The sequence below is a fragment of the Chitinophaga sp. YR573 genome (assembly GCF_900110995.1).
Lineage (GTDB): Bacteria > Bacteroidota > Bacteroidia > Chitinophagales > Chitinophagaceae > Chitinophaga.
Window position 1 is genome coordinate 3,550,636 of sequence record NZ_FOJF01000001.1, and the last position, 24,345, is coordinate 3,574,980.

At 42.0% G+C, this 24,345-nt stretch carries 18 protein-coding genes and 1 tRNA gene; 15 read left to right on the forward strand and 4 right to left on the reverse strand.

The window, feature by feature from the left end:
* Positions 1-53: 53 nt before the first annotated feature.
* The 3 genes from BMW86_RS15090 (at position 54) to BMW86_RS15100 (ending at position 1,798) form a co-directional block, all read left to right on the forward strand.
* Complete coding sequence (locus BMW86_RS15090; protein WP_089782558.1) at positions 54-656, forward strand: DUF4254 domain-containing protein; 603 nt, start codon at positions 54-56, stop codon at positions 654-656.
* The gene (locus tag BMW86_RS15095; protein ID WP_089782559.1) at positions 656-1,660 is read left to right on the forward strand and encodes a glycosyltransferase family 9 protein; all 1,005 of its coding nucleotides are present in this window, start codon (positions 656-658) and stop codon (positions 1,658-1,660) included. The genes BMW86_RS15090 and BMW86_RS15095 overlap by 1 nt, the downstream gene beginning before the upstream one ends.
* Before the next feature lie 67 nt (positions 1,661-1,727).
* A tRNA-Gln gene (locus BMW86_RS15100) sits at positions 1,728-1,798 on the forward strand.
* Positions 1,799-1,899: 101 nt separating this feature from the next.
* Here the strand turns inward: BMW86_RS15100 and BMW86_RS15105 are convergent.
* Positions 1,900-2,574: a hypothetical protein gene (locus BMW86_RS15105; RefSeq protein ID WP_143056573.1), complete on the reverse strand. Its 675-nt coding sequence runs from the start codon at positions 2,572-2,574 to the stop codon at positions 1,900-1,902.
* Positions 2,575-2,796: 222 nt separating this feature from the next.
* Between BMW86_RS15105 and BMW86_RS15110 the strand changes: the two genes are divergently transcribed.
* The 5 genes from BMW86_RS15110 to BMW86_RS15130 all read left to right on the forward strand — a co-directional run bounded on the left by BMW86_RS15110 (position 2,797) and on the right by BMW86_RS15130 (position 11,742).
* The gene (locus tag BMW86_RS15110) at positions 2,797-4,143 is read left to right on the forward strand and encodes a hypothetical protein (RefSeq protein ID WP_089782561.1); all 1,347 of its coding nucleotides are present in this window, start codon (positions 2,797-2,799) and stop codon (positions 4,141-4,143) included.
* Between the two features lie 268 nt (positions 4,144-4,411).
* Entirely contained in the window at positions 4,412-4,948 is a 537-nt protein-coding gene (locus BMW86_RS15115; protein ID WP_089782562.1) for a hypothetical protein, read from the forward strand.
* A gap of 681 nt (positions 4,949-5,629) precedes the next feature.
* Positions 5,630-8,653, forward strand: a complete 3,024-nt coding sequence (locus BMW86_RS15120; protein WP_089782563.1) for a SusC/RagA family TonB-linked outer membrane protein — start codon at positions 5,630-5,632, stop codon at positions 8,651-8,653.
* Positions 8,654-8,672: 19 nt separating this feature from the next.
* Positions 8,673-10,178 (forward strand): RagB/SusD family nutrient uptake outer membrane protein, encoded by a 1,506-nt coding sequence (locus tag BMW86_RS15125; RefSeq protein ID WP_089782564.1) that lies wholly within the window; start codon positions 8,673-8,675, stop codon positions 10,176-10,178.
* Between the two features lie 202 nt (positions 10,179-10,380).
* Positions 10,381-11,742, forward strand: a complete 1,362-nt coding sequence (locus tag BMW86_RS15130) for a glucoamylase family protein (protein WP_089782565.1) — start codon at positions 10,381-10,383, stop codon at positions 11,740-11,742.
* A 52-nt stretch (positions 11,743-11,794) separates the two neighbouring features.
* Here the strand turns inward: BMW86_RS15130 and BMW86_RS15135 are convergent, their stop codons facing one another.
* Together BMW86_RS15135 and BMW86_RS15140 are read right to left on the reverse strand one after the other, a co-directional pair.
* The gene (locus tag BMW86_RS15135) at positions 11,795-12,550 is read right to left on the reverse strand and encodes a DUF4272 domain-containing protein (protein ID WP_089782566.1); all 756 of its coding nucleotides are present in this window, start codon (positions 12,548-12,550) and stop codon (positions 11,795-11,797) included.
* Between the two features lie 20 nt (positions 12,551-12,570).
* Positions 12,571-12,927, reverse strand: coding sequence for a winged helix-turn-helix transcriptional regulator (locus BMW86_RS15140; protein WP_089782567.1), 357 nt, complete (start codon positions 12,925-12,927; stop codon positions 12,571-12,573).
* Between the two features lie 86 nt (positions 12,928-13,013).
* Between BMW86_RS15140 and BMW86_RS15145 the strand changes: the two genes are divergently transcribed.
* Together BMW86_RS15145 and BMW86_RS15150 are read left to right on the forward strand one after the other, a co-directional pair.
* Positions 13,014-13,778: an alpha/beta fold hydrolase gene (locus BMW86_RS15145; RefSeq protein WP_089782568.1), complete on the forward strand. Its 765-nt coding sequence runs from the start codon at positions 13,014-13,016 to the stop codon at positions 13,776-13,778.
* A gap of 104 nt (positions 13,779-13,882) precedes the next feature.
* Positions 13,883-14,902: a hypothetical protein gene (locus BMW86_RS15150; RefSeq protein WP_089782569.1), complete on the forward strand. Its 1,020-nt coding sequence runs from the start codon at positions 13,883-13,885 to the stop codon at positions 14,900-14,902.
* A 22-nt stretch (positions 14,903-14,924) separates the two neighbouring features.
* Here the strand turns inward: BMW86_RS15150 and BMW86_RS15155 are convergent, their stop codons facing one another.
* On the reverse strand, positions 14,925-15,905 hold the full coding sequence (locus BMW86_RS15155) for a GlxA family transcriptional regulator (RefSeq protein ID WP_089782570.1): 981 nt from the start codon (positions 15,903-15,905) through the stop codon (positions 14,925-14,927).
* A gap of 131 nt (positions 15,906-16,036) precedes the next feature.
* Here BMW86_RS15155 and BMW86_RS15160 point away from each other — a divergent pair, with 131 nt between their 5' ends.
* The 5 genes from BMW86_RS15160 to BMW86_RS15180 all read left to right on the forward strand — a co-directional run bounded on the left by BMW86_RS15160 (position 16,037) and on the right by BMW86_RS15180 (position 24,345).
* Positions 16,037-16,579, forward strand: coding sequence for an SRPBCC family protein (locus BMW86_RS15160; protein ID WP_089782571.1), 543 nt, complete (start codon positions 16,037-16,039; stop codon positions 16,577-16,579).
* Between the two features lie 12 nt (positions 16,580-16,591).
* Positions 16,592-17,155 (forward strand): dihydrofolate reductase family protein, encoded by a 564-nt coding sequence (locus tag BMW86_RS15165; RefSeq protein WP_089782572.1) that lies wholly within the window; start codon positions 16,592-16,594, stop codon positions 17,153-17,155.
* Positions 17,156-17,379: 224 nt separating this feature from the next.
* Positions 17,380-19,572, forward strand: coding sequence for a fasciclin domain-containing protein (locus tag BMW86_RS15170; RefSeq protein WP_089782573.1), 2,193 nt, complete (start codon positions 17,380-17,382; stop codon positions 19,570-19,572).
* 11 nt (positions 19,573-19,583) lie between these two features.
* Positions 19,584-22,859: a SusC/RagA family TonB-linked outer membrane protein gene (locus BMW86_RS15175; protein WP_089783691.1), complete on the forward strand. Its 3,276-nt coding sequence runs from the start codon at positions 19,584-19,586 to the stop codon at positions 22,857-22,859.
* A 10-nt stretch (positions 22,860-22,869) separates the two neighbouring features.
* Positions 22,870-24,345 (forward strand): RagB/SusD family nutrient uptake outer membrane protein, encoded by a 1,476-nt coding sequence (locus tag BMW86_RS15180; RefSeq protein WP_089782574.1) that lies wholly within the window; start codon positions 22,870-22,872, stop codon positions 24,343-24,345.

Sequence of the window (24,345 nt, forward strand, 5' to 3'; positions counted from 1 at the left end):
TGTAAGCAGTACATGTTACTTGAATGTTAAGGCTATTTATATACATTTGCTTCATGTTTACAGAACTGTGCAATAAAATATTTGATCAGAGTATTGCCGATTATCATCTGCATAACAGTGTAAATCAGCCTATCCTGAATCCTTATGAAAAAGCAGCCATAGAGCACCTGCTATACCTTAAAAACTGGATTGATACGGTGCAATGGCACCTGGAAGATATTATCCGCGATCCATTGATTGATCCGGTAAAAGCGTTGGAAATCAAGCGTTGGATCGACCGGTCTAATCAGGAGCGTACGGACGTGGTGGAGTACATAGACAGCTACTTCCTGGAGCAGTTCAAGACTGTTTCACCGCTTGCTGAGGCGTCTATTAATACGGAGAGTCCGGCATGGGCGATAGATCGCCTGTCTATTCTTGCACTGAAGATTTACCATATGCGTGAAGAGGCTACCCGTGCGGATGCTTCTGCGGAGCATCGTGAAGCCTGTCAGCGTAAACTGGACATCCTGCTGGACCAGCGCAATGACCTGGGAACGGCTATTACGCTGTTACTTTCGGATATTGGCGCCGGTAAGAAGTACATGAAAGTGTATAAGCAGATGAAAATGTACAATGACCCGTCTCTGAATCCGGTCCTTTACGCTAAATCCTGATGAGAACAATACTGGCTATCCGTTTTTCTGCCATGGGGGATGTCGCCATGACTATCCCTGTGATGAAGTTAGTCCTGGATGCCAATCCGGATATACAGATCGTTTTTGTCACCAATAAGAACTGGGGTGCGCTTTGTGCCAACATCCCCCGGCTGATCTTTTTCCCGGCAGACCTGAAAGGGGCGCATAAGGGGTTTAAAGGTCTTTTTGGGTTGTTCCGGAGTATCCGGCAGGCGTACCATATAGATGCGGTGGCAGACCTTCACCAGGTGCTGCGCTCTCAGATAGTGCGTACTTTCTTTAAGCTGAGTGGCAAACGTGTTGCTGTGATCGATAAAGGGCGTGCGGAGAAGAAGGCGCTGGCCCGCCAGGAGAACAAGATCCTGCGGCCACTGACCAGCACTATTGAGCGGTATGCAGCTGTTTTCCGGGAACTGGGGCTGGCGGTTGATGTTGCTGCTACTCCTCCGGTGTTTCCGCGTTCTTCTTCCAAAGATTCAAACCGCTGGATAGGCCTGGCGCCTTTCGCTACATATCGCGAGAAAACATACCCCCTCGATAAAATAGAGCAGGTACTGGCCGCTTTAGTGCAACAGCCTGCTACGACAGTCTTACTGATGGGCGGTGGTGCTAATGAAGTAGCCCAACTAACGGCTCTTGCCGCGAAATACCCGACGGCTGAGGTTATTGCAGGGCGTTACACCCTTCCTGAAGAGCTGGTGATTATCAGTCAACTGGATGTGATGATCAGCATGGACTCGGCGAATATGCACCTGGCGTCACTATTTGGGGTGCCGGTGGTATCTGTCTGGGGGGCTACGCATCCTTTTGCAGGATTTATGGGATATGGGCAAAGTATTGATAACGCAGTGCAGGTAAATGACCTTTCCTGCCGTCCGTGCTCTATTTTTGGCAATAAGCCTTGTTTTCGCGGTGATCATGCCTGTATGGAGTGGTTAGCACCAGAGGCCGTAGTATCTAAAGTGTTATCAGTAGCGGGTTAAGCTAATTCTTTAAAAGTTTTTTTTGTGGGTTAGGAAAAATTGCTAATTTCGCCATCCAATTATACGGTGCCCTATAGTATAATGGTAGTACGACAGTTTTTGGTACTGTTTGTCTTGGTTCGAATCCAGGTGGGGCAACAAGGCAAAGAAGGCTCTGATTTATCAGAGCCTTCTTTGTTTTTTAGACCTCTCTGTATCCCTTTACAGGTCATATTCCTACAAGGTTTTTTCGTTTATAGCTACAGTAACATAGTGAACAGTGAATATGCATCGAAAGATAAGTTCAACTGCCTTGAGAAAGCTATAGTAATCCTCAGCTGGCCTGCATATTTGTAAACCACATTTGTTACATAATCAAGGAATTCACTTTGGTTAAATGTGGGATCTGAAGGCGGATAATTAAAGATATAGGTGACACAGGAGTTGATTTTATCCAGGTTATTGCTACCGGCAGGAGGATAGGTAGACAACGCCTGCATAATCAGACTGTTATACAGATTTATTTTGGCACCCGCACCAGCGTAATCCGGTAGTGTTCCATTAATATAATCGATATAAAGATGGAAGAAAGCCTTTAGAACCTGGTCATCATTAACATTGGGGGCATCCGGATAAACTTTTGTTAATATAACAGGAGGGGCAGGGGGATACAAGGTATGACCAGACGTGGATCCGCTGCCGTATGAACCGGCACAGGATTGAAATTCGAGTTCTGCGGATCCCGGAATATAATCATCCGGCGGATTCTCCAATGTCTGATTAAGCGTCCAGTAACAGGCCGCAACACCGGTGAAGCCTGTAGTATCGGAATCTGTCATCAGTCCATTGGCTAATTTTAATTTCTGGGAATCATTCTCATTTTTGGAACATGCCATCAAAGAGAAAATAAATAGCGTGAAAATGAGTCTTTTCATGGTCTTGGGTTATTTGGGTGAGAAAAAGGGTAATTAATCTGTTTTATAGGTAATTCAATATACTCATTTATAGAATACATTCAGCTCAGGTCGGTTAACAAAATGCAAGATCATTCCCCCGCATGATCCGATATGAATTTATTTGGCGCTATCCGGCCACTTGAAATTCAAACAATTAAACTCAACCCTGAAAGAATAACGCTGTTTAATTATTTTTAGCGAATGAATATCATATCCCAACTGAAAGAGCTGCTCGGGAACTATGACCATGGAGCAATGGATACCCTTGTAGAAAGCCTTTCACCCATTCAACTGGAAGAATATAAACAAGAGATCATTGAAACCTATGATACACTATACTCCTATGGTATGTACGACCTTGACTGTGATAAAGTCAGCGACCCGGTAGACTTTATTTTTTACCTGCTCGATATCATCGCCTCCATACAGCGTTTCTTTCCTGATCAAACTTATTACCAGGAACGTGGCTGTTGTTACCAGAACCTGGCCGATCATGCGACTGCTTATGAAGATAAAGTACGTTACATACAAGAGGCCATCCATATTTACAACATTGCTCCTCAAACCACCGACATACAAATGTTGATGGTGAGAGCCCTTACGGATAAAATGGAAATTACAACACAATTCACCACCGAAGCGTTCACAGAGTTGTTGTACTTTTTCCGTCCCGTGCTCAGCGATACTACCTTTGTAAAAGCCTTGATCCATCATTGCTTTAGGGTACTTTTTCTCCCGTTTGAACAAAATTACTACTGGCATCAGCGCCTGCTAAGTGAGTTTGAAGTCGCTATGTATGAACACGCAGAAAAGAACCAGCTCGTTTACCTCGACTGGGCAGAGACATACCACTACATCCTCTATCACGACTCACCTGAAATTGAATTGGCATACAAGGCGGTTATGGTTGCACAAACAGCGTCGTTGTTGCAGCCGCTTGACGGTTATTATACAGAAAATCCTGAACTGCTGAACCGCCTGGGTAAAGCATTTGCAGACACAGCCCAAAGATCAACAGACAACGATCTGAAACTGGAGTATTACAGGATTTCAGTAGATTTCTTCAAAAAAGGTCATGAGCAACAACAGGCCGCCTGGACATTTCCAGTATATGCTACCAATTCCCTGCTGGGCATGGCACATATCTATCATGAACAGGGAGCTTACGAAAAATTAATTAATACATTTGAACATGGGCTACAAATTTTCTCACAGGTATATAAACATGAAGAGGATTTCCAGCTGAATATTTACTGGGGCGATTTCCTTCTTGAATATACTGGGCTAGCCTACGATTACAAGTCGCCATCCATTAACCGCCTGGCAGAAGAAAAACTGCAAATCGCTGCAGTGCTGGGCAGGAATTACTATTCACATCCTTACATCTCTATGGCAAGGTTAGCGATAAAATCAGGCGATAAAGAGAAATGTGTTAAACTATTGTTGCAATGCAGAGATGCCATACATTCAACCGGGTATGATGCTTATAATTTGAGTGAAGCACTTAGCGATGAAGATTTCAGGGAGATATGGGACCAGTTGCTGTGACCTAAAAGCCTTCAGTTCATCTGCCCCGGAGTCCCAAGCTTCGCTATAGCCTTATCATTGTCAGATATTATTCCCGATCTCCTAATTATTTTTTTTAGTTAATCAATAACTTTATAACACTATATGGCATGATGCATTTTAGAGTTGCCATAATAAATAACTGCCTGGAAATAATATAACTACTCAACCTCATTGTCTCATATTCCATTTATCAGAACACCATTCGAACAGAGTAGGCAATTAATTTAAATATAAAATCTCTTCATTTATGAAAACTCCTAAAATCTTATTAGGCCTCATTTGTATTTTTGCTATAGTTGGTGGCGTGATGGCATTTAATGCCAAAAAGATTAAAACAAACAAGGGAATCGTGCGGACGCTGGAAGAAACCAAGAGAGAAACGTATGATTTCTCTTTTACAGGAGAGACATTTTTTGCGAGAAATGAACCTTCCACTAAACCAACATCTCTACCCGGTGATTATTCTGGGATAGCTTCATCCAATAATGTTATAAAGAAAGATAATACAGCAAAAGAAGCCGCTGCCAGAGATTTTGCTGCCAGGCATAATCCGGCTAACTATGTATTGGCACCTGGTGGTGTATTCTGTAGTACACCAAAAGTAAATCTTTGTGCAATCAGGATATTTAATTCGGCCTGGATCTACTCTTCAACGTATTCCGTTGTAGCATATCGTAATAAGCCTATGGTAGATCAAAACCCATTAAAGCAGGATATTGAAGACGCTCTTGATGCCGGATCAGAATATGCAACGGCTGATTATTGGATACGTTTGAAACCTTAGCATTAATTGAGATCGATAACTGTCCAACTGGTCCAACAAAAGGTCAAAAGTAGCAGGATTGCAGCTTTTGACCTTTCTTCATTAATAGTCTCATCTCTTCAAGGTTAACAAACGAGCACATCAAAGGCTACTTCATACTTTCCGGCAGTCATAAAAAATTATTTATCAACTTTAAATAGTGCTCCTATTGTAGATGTATCAGGATGATATAACGACAGAATGTTGCTTATTGTCTATGAATCACTTATCCCGTATAAATGAAGCTTGCAGCGGCATTTATAAGCCTTTGCAATGTTCTTCAAACTTATTATCTTGGAATAGAATTGTTATATAAATGTTAACTATTGAGCAAAGGGTAACTTAAAAACTTGTCAAGAAGAAAGCTATGCGTAAACGTTAGAGAAAAAACAATCAGCACTTAATTTCTGCGAACCAATTATCACGTTTTTATATAAGCAGTAAATAAGAAAATTTGTCCTCTGCAGGCTTGATCCTGACAGAGACAGGATTCTTTTATTAACTGATAAATTCCACATTTATGTATATGACAGCTGTCATTAAACATCCACCTTAATCTTAATAAAAAGAAGAAGAGGAATGTTGACGCATTCCCCCTCTTTGTAATCAATGGATTAAACCCAGTCTTGCAGGACTGAATTTATCATCTCAACGCTTAAATTTATGAAATCTTCGGTTGTGATTGCCCATAAAAATTGGGCAGTTAAGTGGCTATGCTTTGTATTCTTCCCCCTTTTAGCCTTTTCAGTACATACACATGCAATTCCCAATTCAGAAATAGTGATTAAAGGAAAGGTCTCCGATGAAAGCGGAGAACCGCTACAGGCCGTTTCGATTGCCATAAAGGGAACAGCCAGAGGTACGATGTCTGGTACTGAGGGTACTTATACCATTACAGCAGATGAACATGCTGTGCTGGTATTTTCATTTATTGGTTATGCCAATATAGAAGTACCGGTAAATGGTCAGACAGAACTAAACGTTAGGCTGAAAAAGAGTAATAATCAACTGGACCAGGTTGTAATAGTTGGATATGGTACACAGCGCCGTAGCCAGGTAGTGGGATCTGTAGGAACTGTGAAGGGTGCGGAAATTACCAAACAGCCCGTTTTAACAGCTGCTCAGGGATTGCAGGCTAAAACGAGCGGTGTACAGGTCGTAGCTGCAGGTACTCCGGGTTCTCAGCCGCAAGTACGTATCAGGGGAGTAAGTTCTATTACCGGTGATGCTAATCCGATCTATGTTGTGGATGGTGTTATTACTACTGATATTACTAATGTCAGTAATTCGGATATTGAGTCTGTAGAGGTATTGAAAGATGCTTCAGCACAAGCCATTTATGGAAGTCGTGCCGGCAATGGTGTAATACTTGTTACCACCAAAAGAGGGAAAACAGGAAAAATGCATATTGGGATAGATGCTTATTCCGGTTTCAGGGCAGCTACTTCCAAAGTGAAAATGGCAAGCGGTAAAGCATATGCACAATATACAAATGAAGCCAATGTGTATGATGGGAATTCAGCCATATTTGACGTGGATACCATTAATAACAATACAAACTGGTTTGATGAAATTACACGTAAAGGAATTGTTCAGAACTATAATCTGAATATCAGTGGTGGGACTGAAAAGACCACATATTATTTCAGTGCAGGTTATTTTAAAGACAATGGTATCGTCAGAGGGAATGATTATAACCGTGGCGTGATCCGCATTAACAATGAATACAGGCTGGCCCCTTTCCTGAAACTGGGACATAATCTGAATATAAGTATTGTTAAAGCCAACAATAAGAATAATGAGTTTACGAATGCTTACCGTATGGCACCTTCTACCCCGGTGAAATATGCAGATGGTTCCTGGGGATATGAACAAAATCTGAGTGTTGCCAACCCGGTAGCAGATCTGGAATATACAAATGATATCCTGAACCAGGTACGTCTCCAGGGAAATGTATATGGAGATCTTACTCCGGTTAAAGGGCTCACACTGCATAGCAGTTTTAACTTTGACCGGCGTGATAGTAAAAGTACAATATACACTCCTGCCTATTACATCTGGAGTGGTCAGAAGAATGATACTTCTTTATTGACGGCAGGAAGAGGGAATGGATTTTATTATAATATAGATAATAATCTCACCTATAATAAAACGATTAATGACAAACATGAACTGTCTGTTACGGTAGGTTATTCTGCAGAGCATAACAAAGGAGATTCTCTTAGTGCTTCTGCGAAAGGAGTTCCTAATCAGAGGAATCTCTGGTACCTCGGGCAGGGAGATCTTACTACTACTTCTGTCACAAACTCCGGGCAGTTGGTTACCAGGGCATCTGCTTATGGTCGTCTTACCTACACATTTGACCGGCGTTACAACTTAAGCGGTTCATTTCGAAAGGATGGTTCCAGTAATTTTCCGGTTGGCAATAAATGGGGTACATTTTATTCAGCAGGTGCTTCCTGGATAATTACAGAGGAACGGTTTATGGAAAACCAGCACATTTTTGATGAGCTGAAAGTAAGAGCAGGTTATGGTAAAGTAGGTAATGACAACGTAAGTGGTTTGGGTATATTAAATGGTGTAAGTATACAGAGCTATTATTATGCATTTGGTGGAAATTCCTATTCTCAGCAACAGGCTATTACGTACGATCAGGTGAAAGATGCTACTGCTACCTGGGAGCCTACTACAGGTACTGATGCAGGTATAGAGTTTTCAGTACTGAACAGAAGACTGAATGGTAGTGCAAGTTACTATAACAAGCTAACCAGCGCTTATGTAGATGTAACTGTTCCCAGTACACTGGGCGATGCTGATCAGACTATTTATTCCCGGGCAGCAGATGTGCGTAATAAAGGAGTGGAAATAACCCTGAACTGGAGTAATAAGGTCAATAAGGATTTTTCTTATTTCATAGGTGGTAATATCACCTTTAATAAGAACAACGTGGAAAAGGTGAGTGGTAACCTGCAATTGAAAAGCGGTAGTCTGGGCAATGGACAGATCACTACTTACACAGTAGTAGGTAAACCAATAGGTAGTTTCTGGGTATATAAAACAGATGGGATCTACCAGACACAGGAAGAGATAGATAATTCCCCGCATTTAACAGGAACAAAACCAGGCGACTTTAAACTGGCTGATCTGAGTGGCAGCGATGGAAAAGCAGATGGTGTAATAGATGATAATGACAGGATCTTTACGGGGTCTTATCAGCCAAAGACCTATTATGGTATTAATGCAGGCTTCAGCTGGAAACGGCTGGATTTCTCGGTAGATTGTTATGGTAATGCCGGCAATAAAGTATATAATGGTAAGAAGGCAGTACGTTTTGGTAATGACAATATAGAAGCGAGTGTAGCTGCTAACCGCTGGACATCTGCCAACACAAATACCAATGTTCCCAGAGCGTCCAATACTATCCCTGTACCTTCCACTTATTATGTGGAATCAGGTTCCTTTTTCCGTATCAATAATATCACACTTGGCTACAATATACCTACTACCCGGTGGGGCAGTACTGTAAGCAATTTCCGGGTCTTTGCCACGGCGCAGAACCCTGTTATCTTTAAAAAGTATAGCGGTTATACACCTGAATTGCCAGGATCTGCTACCAGTTCGGGTATTGAATTGAATATCTACCCGGTTACCTCTACTTACATGGCAGGGTTTAATCTCTCTTTCTAATCTTCTAAAAGTGTGCGACATGAAAAAGTATTGTTTATTCATCATAGCTGTTGCGGCTTTTGTTATTACACAAAGCTCCTGCAGTAAAAGCTGGTTAAGTCCCAGTCCGGAGGATCAACTGACCAGTTCCGATTCTATATACACAGATAACAGTAATGCCACTAAATTTGTCAATGCCTGTTATACTAATCTGCTCACCTGGAGTGAGAGTAGTTTTGCCTGGATAGGTGTTACCAGTATTACTTCTGATGATGCAGATAAAGGAAGTTCTGCCGGTGATAATGGTTCTGATAAAGACCAGATGGATGCGATCACTTATACACCAACTTCCGGTAGTGTCAGTGATGTATGGTCCGGTAATTATCAGGGTGTTTCCAACTGTAACCAGGCACTGGCTAACATACCTAAATTTACAACATTGGATGCAGCCACTGCTGTACAGTTAAAGGGAGAGGCCAGATTTTTACGCGCCTATTATTACTTTAACCTGGTACGTATGTTTGGTAATATTCCTTTGGTTGATACAGTCATAGATGCTAATGACGCAGCATCCCTTGAAAAAGCCAATACACAGGTTGCATCATCTAAAATCTATGCTTTAATAGAAAGTGATCTTAATTACGCTATCAGTGCATTGCCTACCCGCGATGAACAAGCGGCCAAAGATGTGGGACGTGCTACGAAAGGTGCTGCTATAGGCCTGCTGGCAAAAGTAAGTCTCTATGAAAAGAATTATCAGCAGGCTTATGATCTTACTTCAGAGATTCTATCTGGTGCTGCCGGTAGTTATGCGCTGGTCAGCGATTATAGTACTATCTGGAGGGAGATAGGAGAGAACAGTGCTGAATCTTTGTTTGAAGTGCAGGGGAAAACAGGAAGTCCGAATGCCGGCGTACAACAATATTCGGCTGTACAAGGCATCCGTGGCGGTACTTTTGCCGGGGTAACCGATGCCTATAGCGGCTGGGGTTTCAATACGCCCAGTGAAGATCTTGATAATGCTTATGAAACGGGTGATGTGCGAAAGAAAGCAACGATCATTCATGTAGGGGATACTTTATTTGATGGTGTTATCCTTGTCAGTGCTGTGAATGACAGATATAACTATAAGGCCTATGTGAGTGAAACACAGGAGTCGTATAATGGAGATGGGGATCTTACCAACAAGAATGTACGCATTTTGCGAATGGGAGAGATTTACCTGATCCATGCAGAAGCTGCCAATGAGCTGAGTAATATTACTGTGGCGCAGACCTCGCTTAATGCCGTGAGGACACGTGCAGGACTGGCCAATACTACCGCTGCGGATCAGTCTGCACTGCGTACCGCCATCTGGAATGAAAGAAGAGTGGAATTGGGGATGGAGCATGACCGTTTCTTTGACCTGGTGCGTCAGGGGCGTGCGGGTATTGTATTACGTGCACAAGGGAAAAATTTTGTTGATGGGAAGAATGAAGTATTTCCAATTCCGCAGTCAGAAATTGATGCCAGTGGGAAAAAGCTTGTACAGAATGCCGGATATTAATACCTGCTTCCTGTTGCTTTGCTGCAGAAAATAATAACTTTACACTTACGTTAGAAAAATAAGATGGTACAATCGTAAGCACTCTCTGGAATAACCAGGCGCTATGCTGGTTTCATTTAGTACCGGTAAGTATATTGTCCATCTACAAGGGAGCTCTTCTGAAAATGTTAATCTTGTAGTGCAACTACATTAAATCATGCTAATGAGAACAACGTTATTTGTAAGCCTACTCATCATTGTAACAGGAAGTGGTTGTTATACTTCTAATGGGCCGGTAAAAGTAAAGGCAGTTGTTGATACAACAATAAGCGCAGATTCAGTATTCAATCTTGTTGAACAGCATACTTTCCAATATTTCTGGGATGGCGCGGAACCAAATAGTGGGATGGCGCGTGAAAGATATCATGTAGATGGAGATTATCCGGAACATGATATAAATGTAGTTACCTCCGGGGGCAGTGGTTTTGGAGTGATGGCCATACTGGTAGGTATTGAAAGAGGATATATTACCCGCCAGCAGGGATTTGAGAGATTATCGCATATCGTTCAGTTCCTGAAAAAGGCGGATCGTTTTCACGGTGCCTGGCCACACTGGATGTACGGAGAAACGGGCAAAGTAAAACCTTTCGGACAGAAAGATAATGGCGGAGACCTGGTAGAAACGGCCTATATGGTCCAGGGACTGTTATGTGTACGTCAGTATTTTGCAGATGGTAATAAGCAGGAAAGAGCATTGGCCATGCAGATCAATCAATTATGGAAAGAAGTGGAATGGAGCTGGTTCCGGAATGGCAAGAATGTATTATACTGGCATTGGTCGCCTACCTATCAGTGGGAAATGAATTTTGCTGTAACCGGGTATAATGAATGCCTGATCATGTATATATTGGCCGCATCTTCTCCTACATATGGGATACCTGCAGAAGTATATCATGAAGGATGGGCACGTAGTGGTAAGATCAGGGATAGCATTACTGCATATGGGTATACGCTGACTCTATCACATAATTTCGCCCGGCAATACGGAGGCCCTCTTTTCTGGGCACATTACTCTTTTCTGGGACTTGACCCTCACGGGCTAAAAGACCGTTATGCCGATTACTGGGAGCATAATACCAACCAGACGCTGATTAACCACGCCTGGTGCATTCAGAATCCCAAACATTATAAAGGATATGGACCGGATAACTGGGGACTTACTGCCAGTTATTCCGTAAAGGGGTATGCAGCACATGCACCAGGTCAGGAAACGGATCTGGGAGTAATTTCTCCTACGGCTGCGATATCGTCCATGCCTTATACGCCTGAGTATTCCAAACAGGCAATGATGCACTGGTATAAGGATTTTAATGGTAAGCTTTTGGGGAAATATGGTTTTTACGATGCCTTCAGCGAAACAGCTCAATGGTTTCCGCAGAGATACCTGGCCATAGATCAGGGGCCGGCAGTGGTAATGATGGAAAATTACCATAGCGGATTGTTATGGAAACTGTTTATGAGTTGCCCGGAAATAAGTACAGGCCTGAAGAAACTTGGTTTTGAAAGCCCGTATATAAAAAATTAAATCCAACAAAAAGAGCGCTGAATTTTCAGCGCTCTTTTTGTTGGATTTAACCTCAGGTATTAGTCTCCACATCATCCCATGCCGCATCCATATACTGTATTAACCAGTTGAGGGCATAATGCCTTTCCTGTATAACTTCACTATTCAGATTACCGGGTGCGGGTTTGTTATTTATCCTGGCTTCCTGACAGGCCCAATGTAAACGAAGAATCAGATCTGCCTGATCAAGGATTTCCTTTTTTGAACGCAGCTTTGCCTTTTGAAAGAACTCCTGTTCTGTGAGGTCGTGAATAATTTTTACATCATCAGCGACTATACAGGTTTTATCAGGATAACTAAGGGTATCAATAAATCCTAATGACCAGAGTAAAACATGCAAACCTTCATACTTCCAGTTGGCATCTATTTTTTGTTGCTCTGTTGGTTCGCTGGATAAAACATACGCTCTTTCTTTGGGCGTTAGTTTAATTCTGATATGATAGGTCTTATCTATTTGCGCTAACAGATCATCAGATAATCCTTCACTTTTTAATCCTATATAACAAAGGGCTAAAGCGCGGTCAACTACTTTATCTTTTGTTCTTATAACAACCTGTTCTTCAGGATCAACAAATAAAGCGGTTGGATTTTTATAAAAGGGAACATTATGCTGCTGGCAATAGGCTTCAGAACTTTTGCGTCTTTCCTGTTGATCGGGTGTAGCTGTTATCTTTTCAACAGGGACAGCTGCATTCTCAGAAATAATACTTTTGGGCTTATTATGGCACGAGAACAAGCCTAATGTTAAAAGTAGAAGTATAGGTCTCATAGTATTATAAAGTTAATTATCTAATCCCATTCTTTCATCCCCCACATGTGTAAATCATGAATAATAGATAAGAGCGCTGTTCCTTTTGAGGTGGCGGAGTAGATTGTCTGAGGAGGAACAGTATCTTCTACAATGGCTTTATTAATTAGCCCGTATTCCACCAGTTCCTTCAGCCTTTTTCCCAACACCTGATCTGATAAAGAAGGAAATGCTTTTTTCAATGTACTGAATTGCTGTGTGCCATGCGCAATGCTATGTAAAATCTGCATCTTCCATCTGGAACCAATTTTCTCTAACACCTCATTTACTTCACAGGAAGTTGCCAGCACCTGTAGATTATAAGCATTAGAAGAGCATTCTTTCACTTTCGTTGCCATATGATATCTTATTAAGCCAACTCACTTTAGGGTGAGCTATTGAGATTGGAAACAGTAGCATTTAGCTTTGCACAAAATTACAAACTATGTCAATAAAATCAGTCTTCTTTAGTCTTTTATTACTAATCGCTGTTAATGTAAATGCGCAATCTGTTTTTGTATTGGTTCATGGTGCCTGGCATGGCGGATGGTGCTGGCAGAAAGTAAGTACTAAACTGCGTGCAGCTGGGAATGTCGTGTATACTCCTACACTAAGCGGATTAGGAGAACATAAGAATACATTGAACAAAGATGTTGATCTGAATACGCATATCACTGATATCGTAAACCTGATAGAGATGGAAGATTTGCATAATGTTGTGCTGGTAGGGCATAGCTATGCCGGTGCAGTCATTGCAGGCGTTGCAGACAGGATACCTGAAAGGTTAAGTAAGCTCATTTTTTTAGATGCGCTGCTTATGGAAAACGGACAGAGCACTATTTCTGTGCAGCCAAAGGAAATGGGAGAAAGGGTAGCGAAATCAGCGGAACAGGATCATGGTTTGAGTATACCCGCCTGGTCTCCTGAAACTTTTGGCGTAACTGATCCCAAAGATATAAAATGGACAAAAGAGAGGTTGACGGCTCAACCTTACAGAGCATTTACGCAGCCTTTGGTTTTAAAATATCCTTACGGCAATAATATACCAATGTCGTATATCGCTTGCCTGAAGCCACAAATGCCAGTATTAAAGGTATTTGCAGACAAGGCGAAGAACAGTAAGGATTGGAAATATTATATGCTGAATACAGGACATGATGCGATGATCACTATGCCGGATGAATTAACCACATTACTGGAATCAATATAACAGGAGCCGGGATTTATCCCGGCTTTTAATTACCAGCCAGTTTCTGATATACTTTTTGAATAATTAATACTGTTTAATTATCTTCATTCCCTCAACCTATATAGATGAAAACTGTTAGCTATCTGCTCCTTTTGAGCTTCTTTGGCACTGTTACCCATGCCCAACATAAAATTTCACTGACAACCTCTGATAGTAAAGCACCTTCAGGAATGGATATTTCCGGGATACAGGTGATGAATGCAGTAAGCGATTCTTCCCTGCTGGGGTATGTACAGACCGGGATGTTAAACAGGTGGGGTGAAGCGGTAGCTGATAAACCTTTAACTATCTTTCTACAGTCTTATCTAGATGAACAGTATAAATCAATTTATAAAAAAGATGCCCCCCAGTTGTTGTGGGTGATACAGGAGTTACATATCAATGAGCGTACTTTCAGTATGAGTGAAAAAGGGTTTGTACGATTAAAGGCCAAGGCTTTTGCCGGTAATGAAACGTTTAAATGGATTACACAGATAGATACAGTACTGGTGATGTCTGGCCTGGATGTTACACATAAACATGGAGATCATATTGCAGAGGCTTTACAGCTATTATTACAGGCGTCGCTTGCCTCAAAACAGTCTGATAGTCCGGCTTATTCACTGTCTGAAATAAAAGAAAAGGCGGCACAACGTTACCTGAAGCCAGCCTTACAGGCGAAGGAACATGAAGATGGTATATACATGACATTTGAAGCGTTTATAAACGATACGCCTTCTTTTACAAACGTAGCTTATGACAGTGATACGGACCACTTTTATTATAAAGACAGTACAGGAAAAAGAATCTATGTTGATAAATTCTGGGGATTAAGAAGAGAAGGAATGGCGTTCAAACAATATGAAGGTAAGCTGATACCTATAGAGCAGAAACAGAATGCTATTGTTCTTACCGACTACCTGCCTAAGGCACGCCGTAAGAATAATGTGTTACTTGGCAGTATGATAGGAGGAGGATTAATAGGAGGCGCAATAGCAGGTGCTGCATCAGGCGGTATGTTACCTACAGTAGATCTCCCATATATTAAAAAGAAAGCCCCACTGGCTACAGGAGTGGATATTGAAACAGGAGAGCTTACATTATAAAAGCCCTATACGGGCTTTTATACTACGCCATCATCATCTCTTTATTATACTTATTCCTGTATTCAACAGGAGATAACCCTGTTACTTTTTTGAAGATAGTCCTGAAGGCTTTGGTATCTGCATAACCCACATCATACATTACCTCATTCACATTTTTACGGGTATTCTCCAACTGTTTCTTGGCCGCTTCAATCTTTACACGCTGGATATATTCGCTGGGCGTATTATTCGTAGCTTTCTTAAAGCGTCTTTCAAAATGGCGTCTGCCGATGGCAAATTTAACCGCCAGATCTTCTATGGAGATCTTCTCCGTTACATTCTTTTCAATAAACTCCTGCGCCTGTTTGATAGGCTCATCTTCATGTTTCTTCTGCCCGTTGAACATAATAAAGGGCGACTGACTCTTACGGTCTATCTCTATTGCAAAGAATTTGGATGCTTTAATAGCCATTGTACGGCTGGTATATTTCTCTACCAGGTGCAACAGCAGGTTCCAGTATGAGTTAGCCCCACCACTGGAATAAAGCCCCTGTTCATCTGTAACAATGCTACCATCTGTGAGTGTTACATCCGGGAATAAAGTCCGGAATTCATTGGCAAACAGCCAGTGTGTAGAACACTTCTTCCCATTCAGCAAACCCGTAGCTGCCAGTAAGAACGCACCTATACAAAGAGAGGCTACCTCAGCCCCCCGCTGGTGTTGTTCTACTATCCAGGGGATCATTGCCTTATTTGCTTCCAGCGCGGCGTAGATATCACCACTTAATGCCGGTATGATGATCAGGTCTGTTTTAGGAGTATCACTTATCAGTGCATCTGTATGCACATAAAAGACCCCATTGTGTAAAGGGATCTCCTTTTTTAACCCGATAAGCTGCACATTAAAGGCAGGATCTTCCCCGGCATCCTGTAAAAACTGGTTAATGGCAGTGAACATATAACGAGGATCTACGATACTTGCCGGAACTGCTTCATTAAACACAAGTATTGAAATATGCTTCATTTGTAGGTTTTTGGTCGTGGAATAGTAAAAATAAGGAAATTAAGTCGCAACCAACCCTGTAAGATGTCCTGTTTACACATGATAAAATTATATTAATGGGGATACATTTGTAACTATAAATTATTACCCATATGAATATCTTACTGATTATCGTATTGCTTATAGTATTAGTCTTTATAATAGGCTTATTCTCAAAGAAGTCTTATGCTATTCAACGGGATATTATTGTCGATAAGCCAAAACAGGATGTTTTTAACTATCTGAAGTTCCTGAAGAACCAGGATCATTACAGTAAATGGGTAATGACCGACCCCAACATGAAAAAGACATTTACCGGTACGGACGGGACTGTAGGATTTATCTACGCCTGGAATGGTAATAAGAAGGCAGGTGAGGGAGAACAGGAAATTACAAACATAGTAGAAGGGGAGAAACTGGATATAGAAGTACGTTTTGTAAGGCCTTTTGCCGGCCTGGCACAAACGCCGTTTACTACCACTGCCTTATCCCCTCACCAGACAAAAGTTACCTGGGGCGCGAGCAGCACCCTGAAATATCCCATGAACCTTATGTTATTGTTTATGAACATGGAGAAAATGCTGGGGAAGGATATAGAGATCAGCCTCGTGAATATGAAAAATATCCTTGAGGAAGGAGTGATTACCTCATTATAAATAAATGTGTGCATGCGAAAAGTGGTTCTTTCCATGAATGTTACTCTGGATGGTTTTATAGCAGGTCCCAACTGTGAACTGGACTGGCATTTTGAAAAATGGGGGCCTGACATGGCGCTTTCCCTATGTGAACAGTTAAGTAAAGCGGATACAATCATCCTTGGCAGGGTTACTTACAGTGCAATGGCGAGGTACTGGCCCGGACGGGCTGCGGATATGTCTTTCCCAAGAGAAGACCTGGCATTTGCAGAGATGATGAACCGTTATGAAAAAGTTGTCTTCTCCAGAAGTATGGATACCCCGGTGTGGAATAATTCGAGATTTGTAAGAGGAAATACCGGCAAAGAGATTCTGGAGTTAAAACAGCAGGCCGGTAAAGATATTATCATCTATGGAAGTGGTAAACTTGTTAGCTCTTTAATGCAGTTAAACCTGATTGATGAATACCTGCTCTGGGTACATCCTGTTATATTAGGAAAGGGAAAACCATTGTTTAAAGATAAGATCAATATGAAACTAATGAAACTGAAGACGTTTGACTCCGGCGTCGTTATATTATATTATAAAGCAGCTTAACCCTAATTTTCAACTAGTTATACAGCGGGGCTGTATGATATTCCATGCCTCACCAAAATTTCCATGCCGATATTTACAGGTAATAGTATAATCTTCCATTCCCGGAGAGATAAGGTCCTGCTAACTTAGCATTCCACGAAGAACTGTAGCAGATATAAAGATAAATTCCATCATCAACCAGAATTAGTCTCTCTGTTAGCCGGGACAATGTTAAAGAATTCGTTATGAAAAAAATGATCCGAAGTATCCAGCTTCCGGGTACAACCTTTCTATTGTTTATTTGTCTGATTTGTAGTTGCCGTAAAAAAGCATTTGATGAATATTATGGCCGTCCGGACTGGCTTGCTGCTCCTATCTACCAGCAACTGGAAGCGCATAAGAACTTCAAACACCTGCTGGCTGCTATTAATAAAGCAGGATATAAAGATATCCTTAGTAAGGCCGGTTACTGGACATTCTTTGCAGCTAATGATGCTGCCTTTGAAAAGTATTTCCAGGAAAAGGGAATTGGTGGGGATGATGGTATAGACTCCCTCACTGCCCGTAAAATAGTGACATACGCACTTGTGTATAATGCTTACCGGAAAGACCAGCTGAGTAATTACCAGAGGGCAGGACAACCAGATACCAGTCAGGGTTACAAAAGGAAAACCACTTACTACGACTGGGTATATACAGAAAGCACTCACTCCGGCAAGATTATAGCAGCCAACAGGAATGGCGGCTATGCAGCTAATGATAACAACAATAAGAACATCCCTTACTTTATCGACAGGTATTTATCTGCAAACGGACTAAGTGGTGCAGACTATAATTTCTTCTATCCTGGTATTCCCTATACCGGTTTTAATGTAATGGATGCTACTGTGGTAAACGCAGATATCGCTGCTGAAAATGGGATCATCCATGAAATAGATAAAGTGTTACTGCCCCTGCAGAACCTGGAAGGCTATCTGTCAGCTAATCCGGACTATAGCGAGTTCAAAAGCCTGCTGGACAAACTGGTTACTTACCAGTCCAACGCCGATCTCACACACCGTAATATGGTGTTGACAGGATCAACAGATTCGGTATTTGTAAAACTATATAGTGCGGCATTAGCCTTCTCTCCCAACAATGAAAATTATATCTCATCCAGTACTGATGCACAAACAGCGGGATGGACATTGTTCGTACCTAAAAACGATGTGTTGCGCGCTTATGAAAAGGAAATACTTGTCAATTATGGCACATTCGAAGCTGCTCCGCCAATTGTTTTATTAAGCCTGCTGAATGCTCATATGTGGCAGAACAGCGTATGGCCTGGTAAACTGGCTGTAACGGGTAACAGTCAGCATGAAGTACCCACCTTTACAATGTCTGATATAACAGATAAAAAGGTGCTTAGTAATGGCTTTTTCTATGGGATGAATACCGTGCAGGATGCCAATGTATTCAGGACAGTTTATGGTAAGCCCTTTCTTGATCCTGCCTATTCATTGATGACAAGAGCACTGGATGCAGACCTGAAATTCTCTATCATTAATCCCAGTATAAAGTATACAATATTCATGATGCCCGATACAAAACTAAGGGCTGCGGGATATGATTTTAATTCAGACAGAAATGACTGGTCTTACCAGGCACCAGGTGGTACTATCCAGTTTGGCTCAGGTGCACAGGACAGGTTATACCGCATATTACAGACGTCTGTGTTAACTACCCTGAACGGAGAACTCGATGACCTTTCCGGAGAGGGGATCGTAGAAGCATGGAACGGAGAGTATGTAAAGTATAAGAACAATACCGTATTTGCCAGTGGAAATGCAGATGCGGGTACAGTGTTACATATTGATAAACTAAGTACAGCGAAGAATGGTAACGTATATTATACAGATGGACTGCTCACCTTCACAGAAAACCCTATTGGTTTTCATATTGAACAACTGGCAACTACTGATCCTACCAACTTTAACAGCTTTTACCAGTATCTGAAAAGCTCCTCTTTATGGACAAGCACCAAGGATATTGCAGGCACTGTTCCCGGTAATTTCTATACAGTATTGATCCCTACCAATGATGCTGTTTCAACAGCGGTTAAAGAAGGCTGGCTGCCGGGAAATGCCACAACAGGCGTCCCCAATTTCACACCCACACTGGATGCGGACAAAGACAAAGTCACCCGTTTCATCAACTATCACATCCTTAATAAAAACAGCGTTGTTCCCGATGGTAAGAAATCCGGAGCCTTTGAAACGCTGCTGAGAACAACAGGTGGTGATCTGACTTTCATTACAATAAACAACCAGTTGAACGTAATGGACCTGAGAGATGCATTTAATAACAGTGTGCTGGTGAATGTCGCCAGGAGTAATAACCTGTCTAACCGGGCAGTCCTTCACTCCATTAATAATTTTCTCAGATACAAAGTTCAATAACAATGATCAATATGTACAAACAACCCTTCATAATTTTCTGTTTGCTGATCATGCTATTCAGTTCTCTGCATGCGCAGAAAGTTGAAAAGATTACGGTAAGAGGTAAGGTATTGGATGCAGGAACAAAGTTGCCGGTTATTGGAGCATCTGTAGTAGAACTGGACAAAGACAAACGTACTGTAGCAGGTGTGGTGACAGATATAGATGGAAACTTTGCCCTTCGTATTTCCAATCCTAAAAATCAGATCTCTGTTTCTTTTATCAGCTATAAAACCATTATACAGCCTATCAATGACAGAACAGTTATCAATTTTCAACTGGCATCCAATACAAGAGATTTAAATGAGGTAAACATTACTGCCCGCCAGATAGTAGACAACGGTACCGGTATGAATATAGAAAGCCGTAATACCACGTTTGCCACTGCTACTATCAAAGCCAAAGACCTGGAAGAACTGTCTGCTACATCGATAGATCAGGCATTGCAGGGACGCCTTCCCGGTGTGGATATTGGTACTACATCCGGTGATCCCGGCGCGGGTATGTCTATTCGCATCAGGGGAACTGCTTCTATCAATGGTTCTGCCAACCCGCTGATTGTGCTGGATGGAATGCCATATGATACGGAAGTTCCTTCCGATTTCAATTTTGGTAGTGCAGATGAACAGGGATATGCGCAGCTGCTGAATATAGCCCCTTCGGATATCAGGGATATTACCGTATTGAAAGATGCGGCAGCCACTGCTGTATGGGGATCAAGAGCGGCTAACGGTGTATTGATCATTAATACGAAAAGAGGTAATATCGGAAAGCCCTCTATCACCTATAATTTCAAAGGCACATTTTCAAAACAACCTGCTAATGTTCCTTTGCTGAGTGGTGATCAATATGCCACACTGATACCAGAAGAAATAGCAAACACTGGTGGACTGCCCTTAAACATCCAGACTAACAAAGAATTTTCATTCGATCCTTATGACCCTTACTGGTACTATAATTACAGTAACAATACCGATTGGGTGAAAGCGATTACCCGTATAGGTTATTCCCAGGAACATAATGTGTCTATGACAGGTGGTGGCGAAAAGGCCCGCTATTATGCTTCCGTCGGGTATCTGGATCAAAAGGGGACTACAGTAGGTACTGCATTGAGCCGTATTACCTCTAAAATTAACCTGGACTATAACGTATCTAACCGTATCCGTTTCAGATCGGATATCACCTATACACATGTGGTGAATAACCTGAATTATGTACCGGATAAAAGTTACCAGGTAAGAGGAGTGGCCTATACCAAAATGCCCAATATGGCTATTCATGAATACGATGAATATGGAAATGTTACGCCTAATTATTTGTCGCCGGCTTCTAACATCCAGGGTATTTACTACAAAACTTATAACCCGGTGGCATTAGCCATGGAAAGTATGTACAAGCAGGTAGGAGAACGTATCACGCCTAAATTCAATATTCAGTATGATGTGATCCCATCCTCACTGCTGGCCACTTTTGATGTACAGTTTGATATCAATAATACAAAAGCAACCACCTTTTTGCCACAGGTAGCCACAGGCAGACCAATAACAGAAACAGTGGTAAACCGTGCAGGAGACAGCGATGGAGATGTGCTGGACGTATACACAAAAACCAATTTAATATACACCCGCAAAAAGAACGACGTTAATCATAACCTGCAGGCGTTAATGTCTATCCAGACAGAGGACAGGAATTATGTGACGCATAATGCACTTACTTCCAATACAGCTTCTTCTGCATTCCAGGACCCTTCTAATCCTTCCAGAACAGCTAATTCAGATTTGGTATTGGAGTCTGTGCAGGGAAGAACAAGAAGTGTGGGACTGTTATTACAGGGCCAGTATGGTTTGTTGGATCGTTATATTATAAACGCAGGCGTTCGTGGTGATGGTAATTCAAGATTTGGCCCTAATCACCGGTATGGATTATTCCCTTCACTTTCGCTGAGATGGCGTTTTTCAGGAGAGCCATTCATGAAAAAATACAAGTTCATTGATGACCTGAGTTTCAGGGCCAGTTATGGACAAAGTGGTTCTGCTCCTCCTGATAAAGATGCCTGGAATTATTTCAATACTTATCAGCCTTTCGGATATAGTTATATGGGCATGTCTGGTGTATATCCTTCCAATATTGAACTTTCTAACCTGAAATGGCAGACAGTAGTAGGACAGAACCTGGGTTTTAATCTATGGATTTTTAAGAACAGGATAAGGTTAGATGTAGAAGCCTACCGGAACCGCACTAAAGACATGTTTTATGAGAACCTGCAAATCCCTTCCTACTCGGGATTTTCAGATATAGCGATGAATGTGGGGACGATGGATAACCAGGGATGGGAAGTGTTGCTGAATACAATCCCTATAAAAACAAAGAACTGGCAGATAGGCTTTGACCTCAATATTGCCCGCAATACAAATGTGGTGAGATCTGTCTCTGAATTCTTCCCGCGGGAGAATAATGTAGCCATCAATCAGAATGGCCTGTATAAGACTTATTTACAGATCGGTAATCCTTTTGGATCATACTATGGCTTCAGGTATAAAGGGGTCTATAAAGACCAGGATGCCACCATTGTGAGGGATGCCAAAGGGGGTAAGATAGCGGGTGCCAATGGGCAAACATTGTACATGCGCTTCAATTACCCAGCTACAGACTACACTTTTCAACCAGGTGATGCCATGTATGAGGATATCAATCATGATGGCAATATCGATAACAAAGACATTGTATACCTGGGTAACGGGATTCCTAAAATTACAGGCGGGTTTGGGCCCAACGTTAGTTTCATGGGCAGCCTTAAACTGACTACTTACTTTGTTTACAGGCTGGGATACCAACTGGTGAACCAGGCTGATATGAATACCAGCAACATGTACGGATATGATAACCAGAGCACCGTCGTATTGAGAAGATGGCGTAATCCCGGAGATGTAACAGATATACCAAGAGCGTTATACCGTTCCGGTTATAACTGGCTGGGATCCGACAGATATGTGCAGAACGCTTCTTTTGTGCGGTTGCAGTCTGTTACACTACGATACAATTTTGGTAAGAGGATCCTGGATAAACTGGGGATCAGGAGCGCCGGATGTTATATCACAGCGGAGAATTTATATACCTGGACAAAGTACATTGGTCAGAACCCCGATGTATCTATGAAAGGAGATAACGACCCTTTTGCTTATCCGGTGGATAATGCCCTGACGCCTCCTGCAAAGAATTTCCTGATAGGCATCACTGCCAGTTTCTAAACTGATAGATATGAAGTACAAATTTCTTTTGATAATGATCTTTTTATCATCCTGTAGTAAATGGCTGGACGTAAAGCCACAGGATGGTATTATCCGTGATAACTACTGGCAGAACAAGGAACAATTAAAAGCAGCTGTCATTGGCTGTTACGCTTCTCTGCTGGATAATGCACTGGTGCAGAATCTTTTTGTATGGGGAGAATTAAGAGCGGATATGGTGAGTTCCACGCTGTATACAACGGTGGACGAAATCAGTATCATGCAGGCGAATATCCTTGCCAGTAATAGCTATACAGGATGGGCAGCAGTTTACCGTACTATCAACTATTGTAATACAGTGATAGATTTTGCTTCGCAGGTGACTGAATCAGATAAAACATTAACACAGGAACAACTGGATGCATACCTGGCAGAAGCGCATGGACTGAGGGCCCTGATGTACTATTATCTGCTAAGGTCATTCGGGGAAGTGCCTTTGCAGTTAAAGGCGAGTTCAGGTGATGATCAGTTACAGCAGCTTAAAAAGAGTACACAACAGGAAGTGTATGATCAGATCATGAAAGATCTTGTTTTTGCTGAACAGCATGCACAGGAAACGTACGGGAATGTACTGGAAGATAAAGGCCGGCTTACAAAGTTTTCGATATATGCTATTGAAGCAGATGCATTTTTATGGATGGAGAAATATGATGATTGCATCGCTGCATGTGATAAGATCATCCTTTCAAGCAGGTTTGGATTGATGGATGGCAATGTACAGTCACAGTGGTTCAACACGGTGTATTTCACAGGTAATTCCAATGAAAGCATTTTTGAGTTCCAGTTTGATAAACAGAAGTTAAACCCCTTCTATCTGATGTTTGGCGCTGCCAATAACCGCTTCATTGGTTCTCCCAGGGTAATGGAAGAAGTATATGGGATAGATATAACAGATGCTACGAAGAAAGATATCAGGGGGGATGGGGGATCTATCCGGGCCACTGATCAGATGATCTGGAAGTTTGCCGGGGCTACCAGCGGTACACAACTGGATGCCAGGACAGCTGCTGATTCCTATGCACATTGGTTTGTATATCGCTTTGCAGATATCCTGCTGCTAAAGGCGGAAGCATTGGCCTGGACAAACAGGGGGGCAGAAGCATTGGAACTGGTAGGCCGTATCCGCTCACGCGCGCATGCACTGGTATTTACAGAAAGAACACCTGATCCTACTTCTGCAATAGACGTATCCAATTATATACTGGAAGAGAGGTCCCGTGAATTTGCTTTTGAAGGTAAGCGCTGGTATGATGTATTACGCCATGCGAAACGGGATAACTACGCACATCTTGATATCCTGCTGGATATGGTAGCATTCAACGCACCTGGAAATATGCAGCAGTCAATTATCAATAAGTATAAAGATGTGCGCAGTCATTACTTCCCGATTAACCAGTACGAGTTGCAGGCGGATAAACAACTTGTACAGAATCCTTATTACCAATAA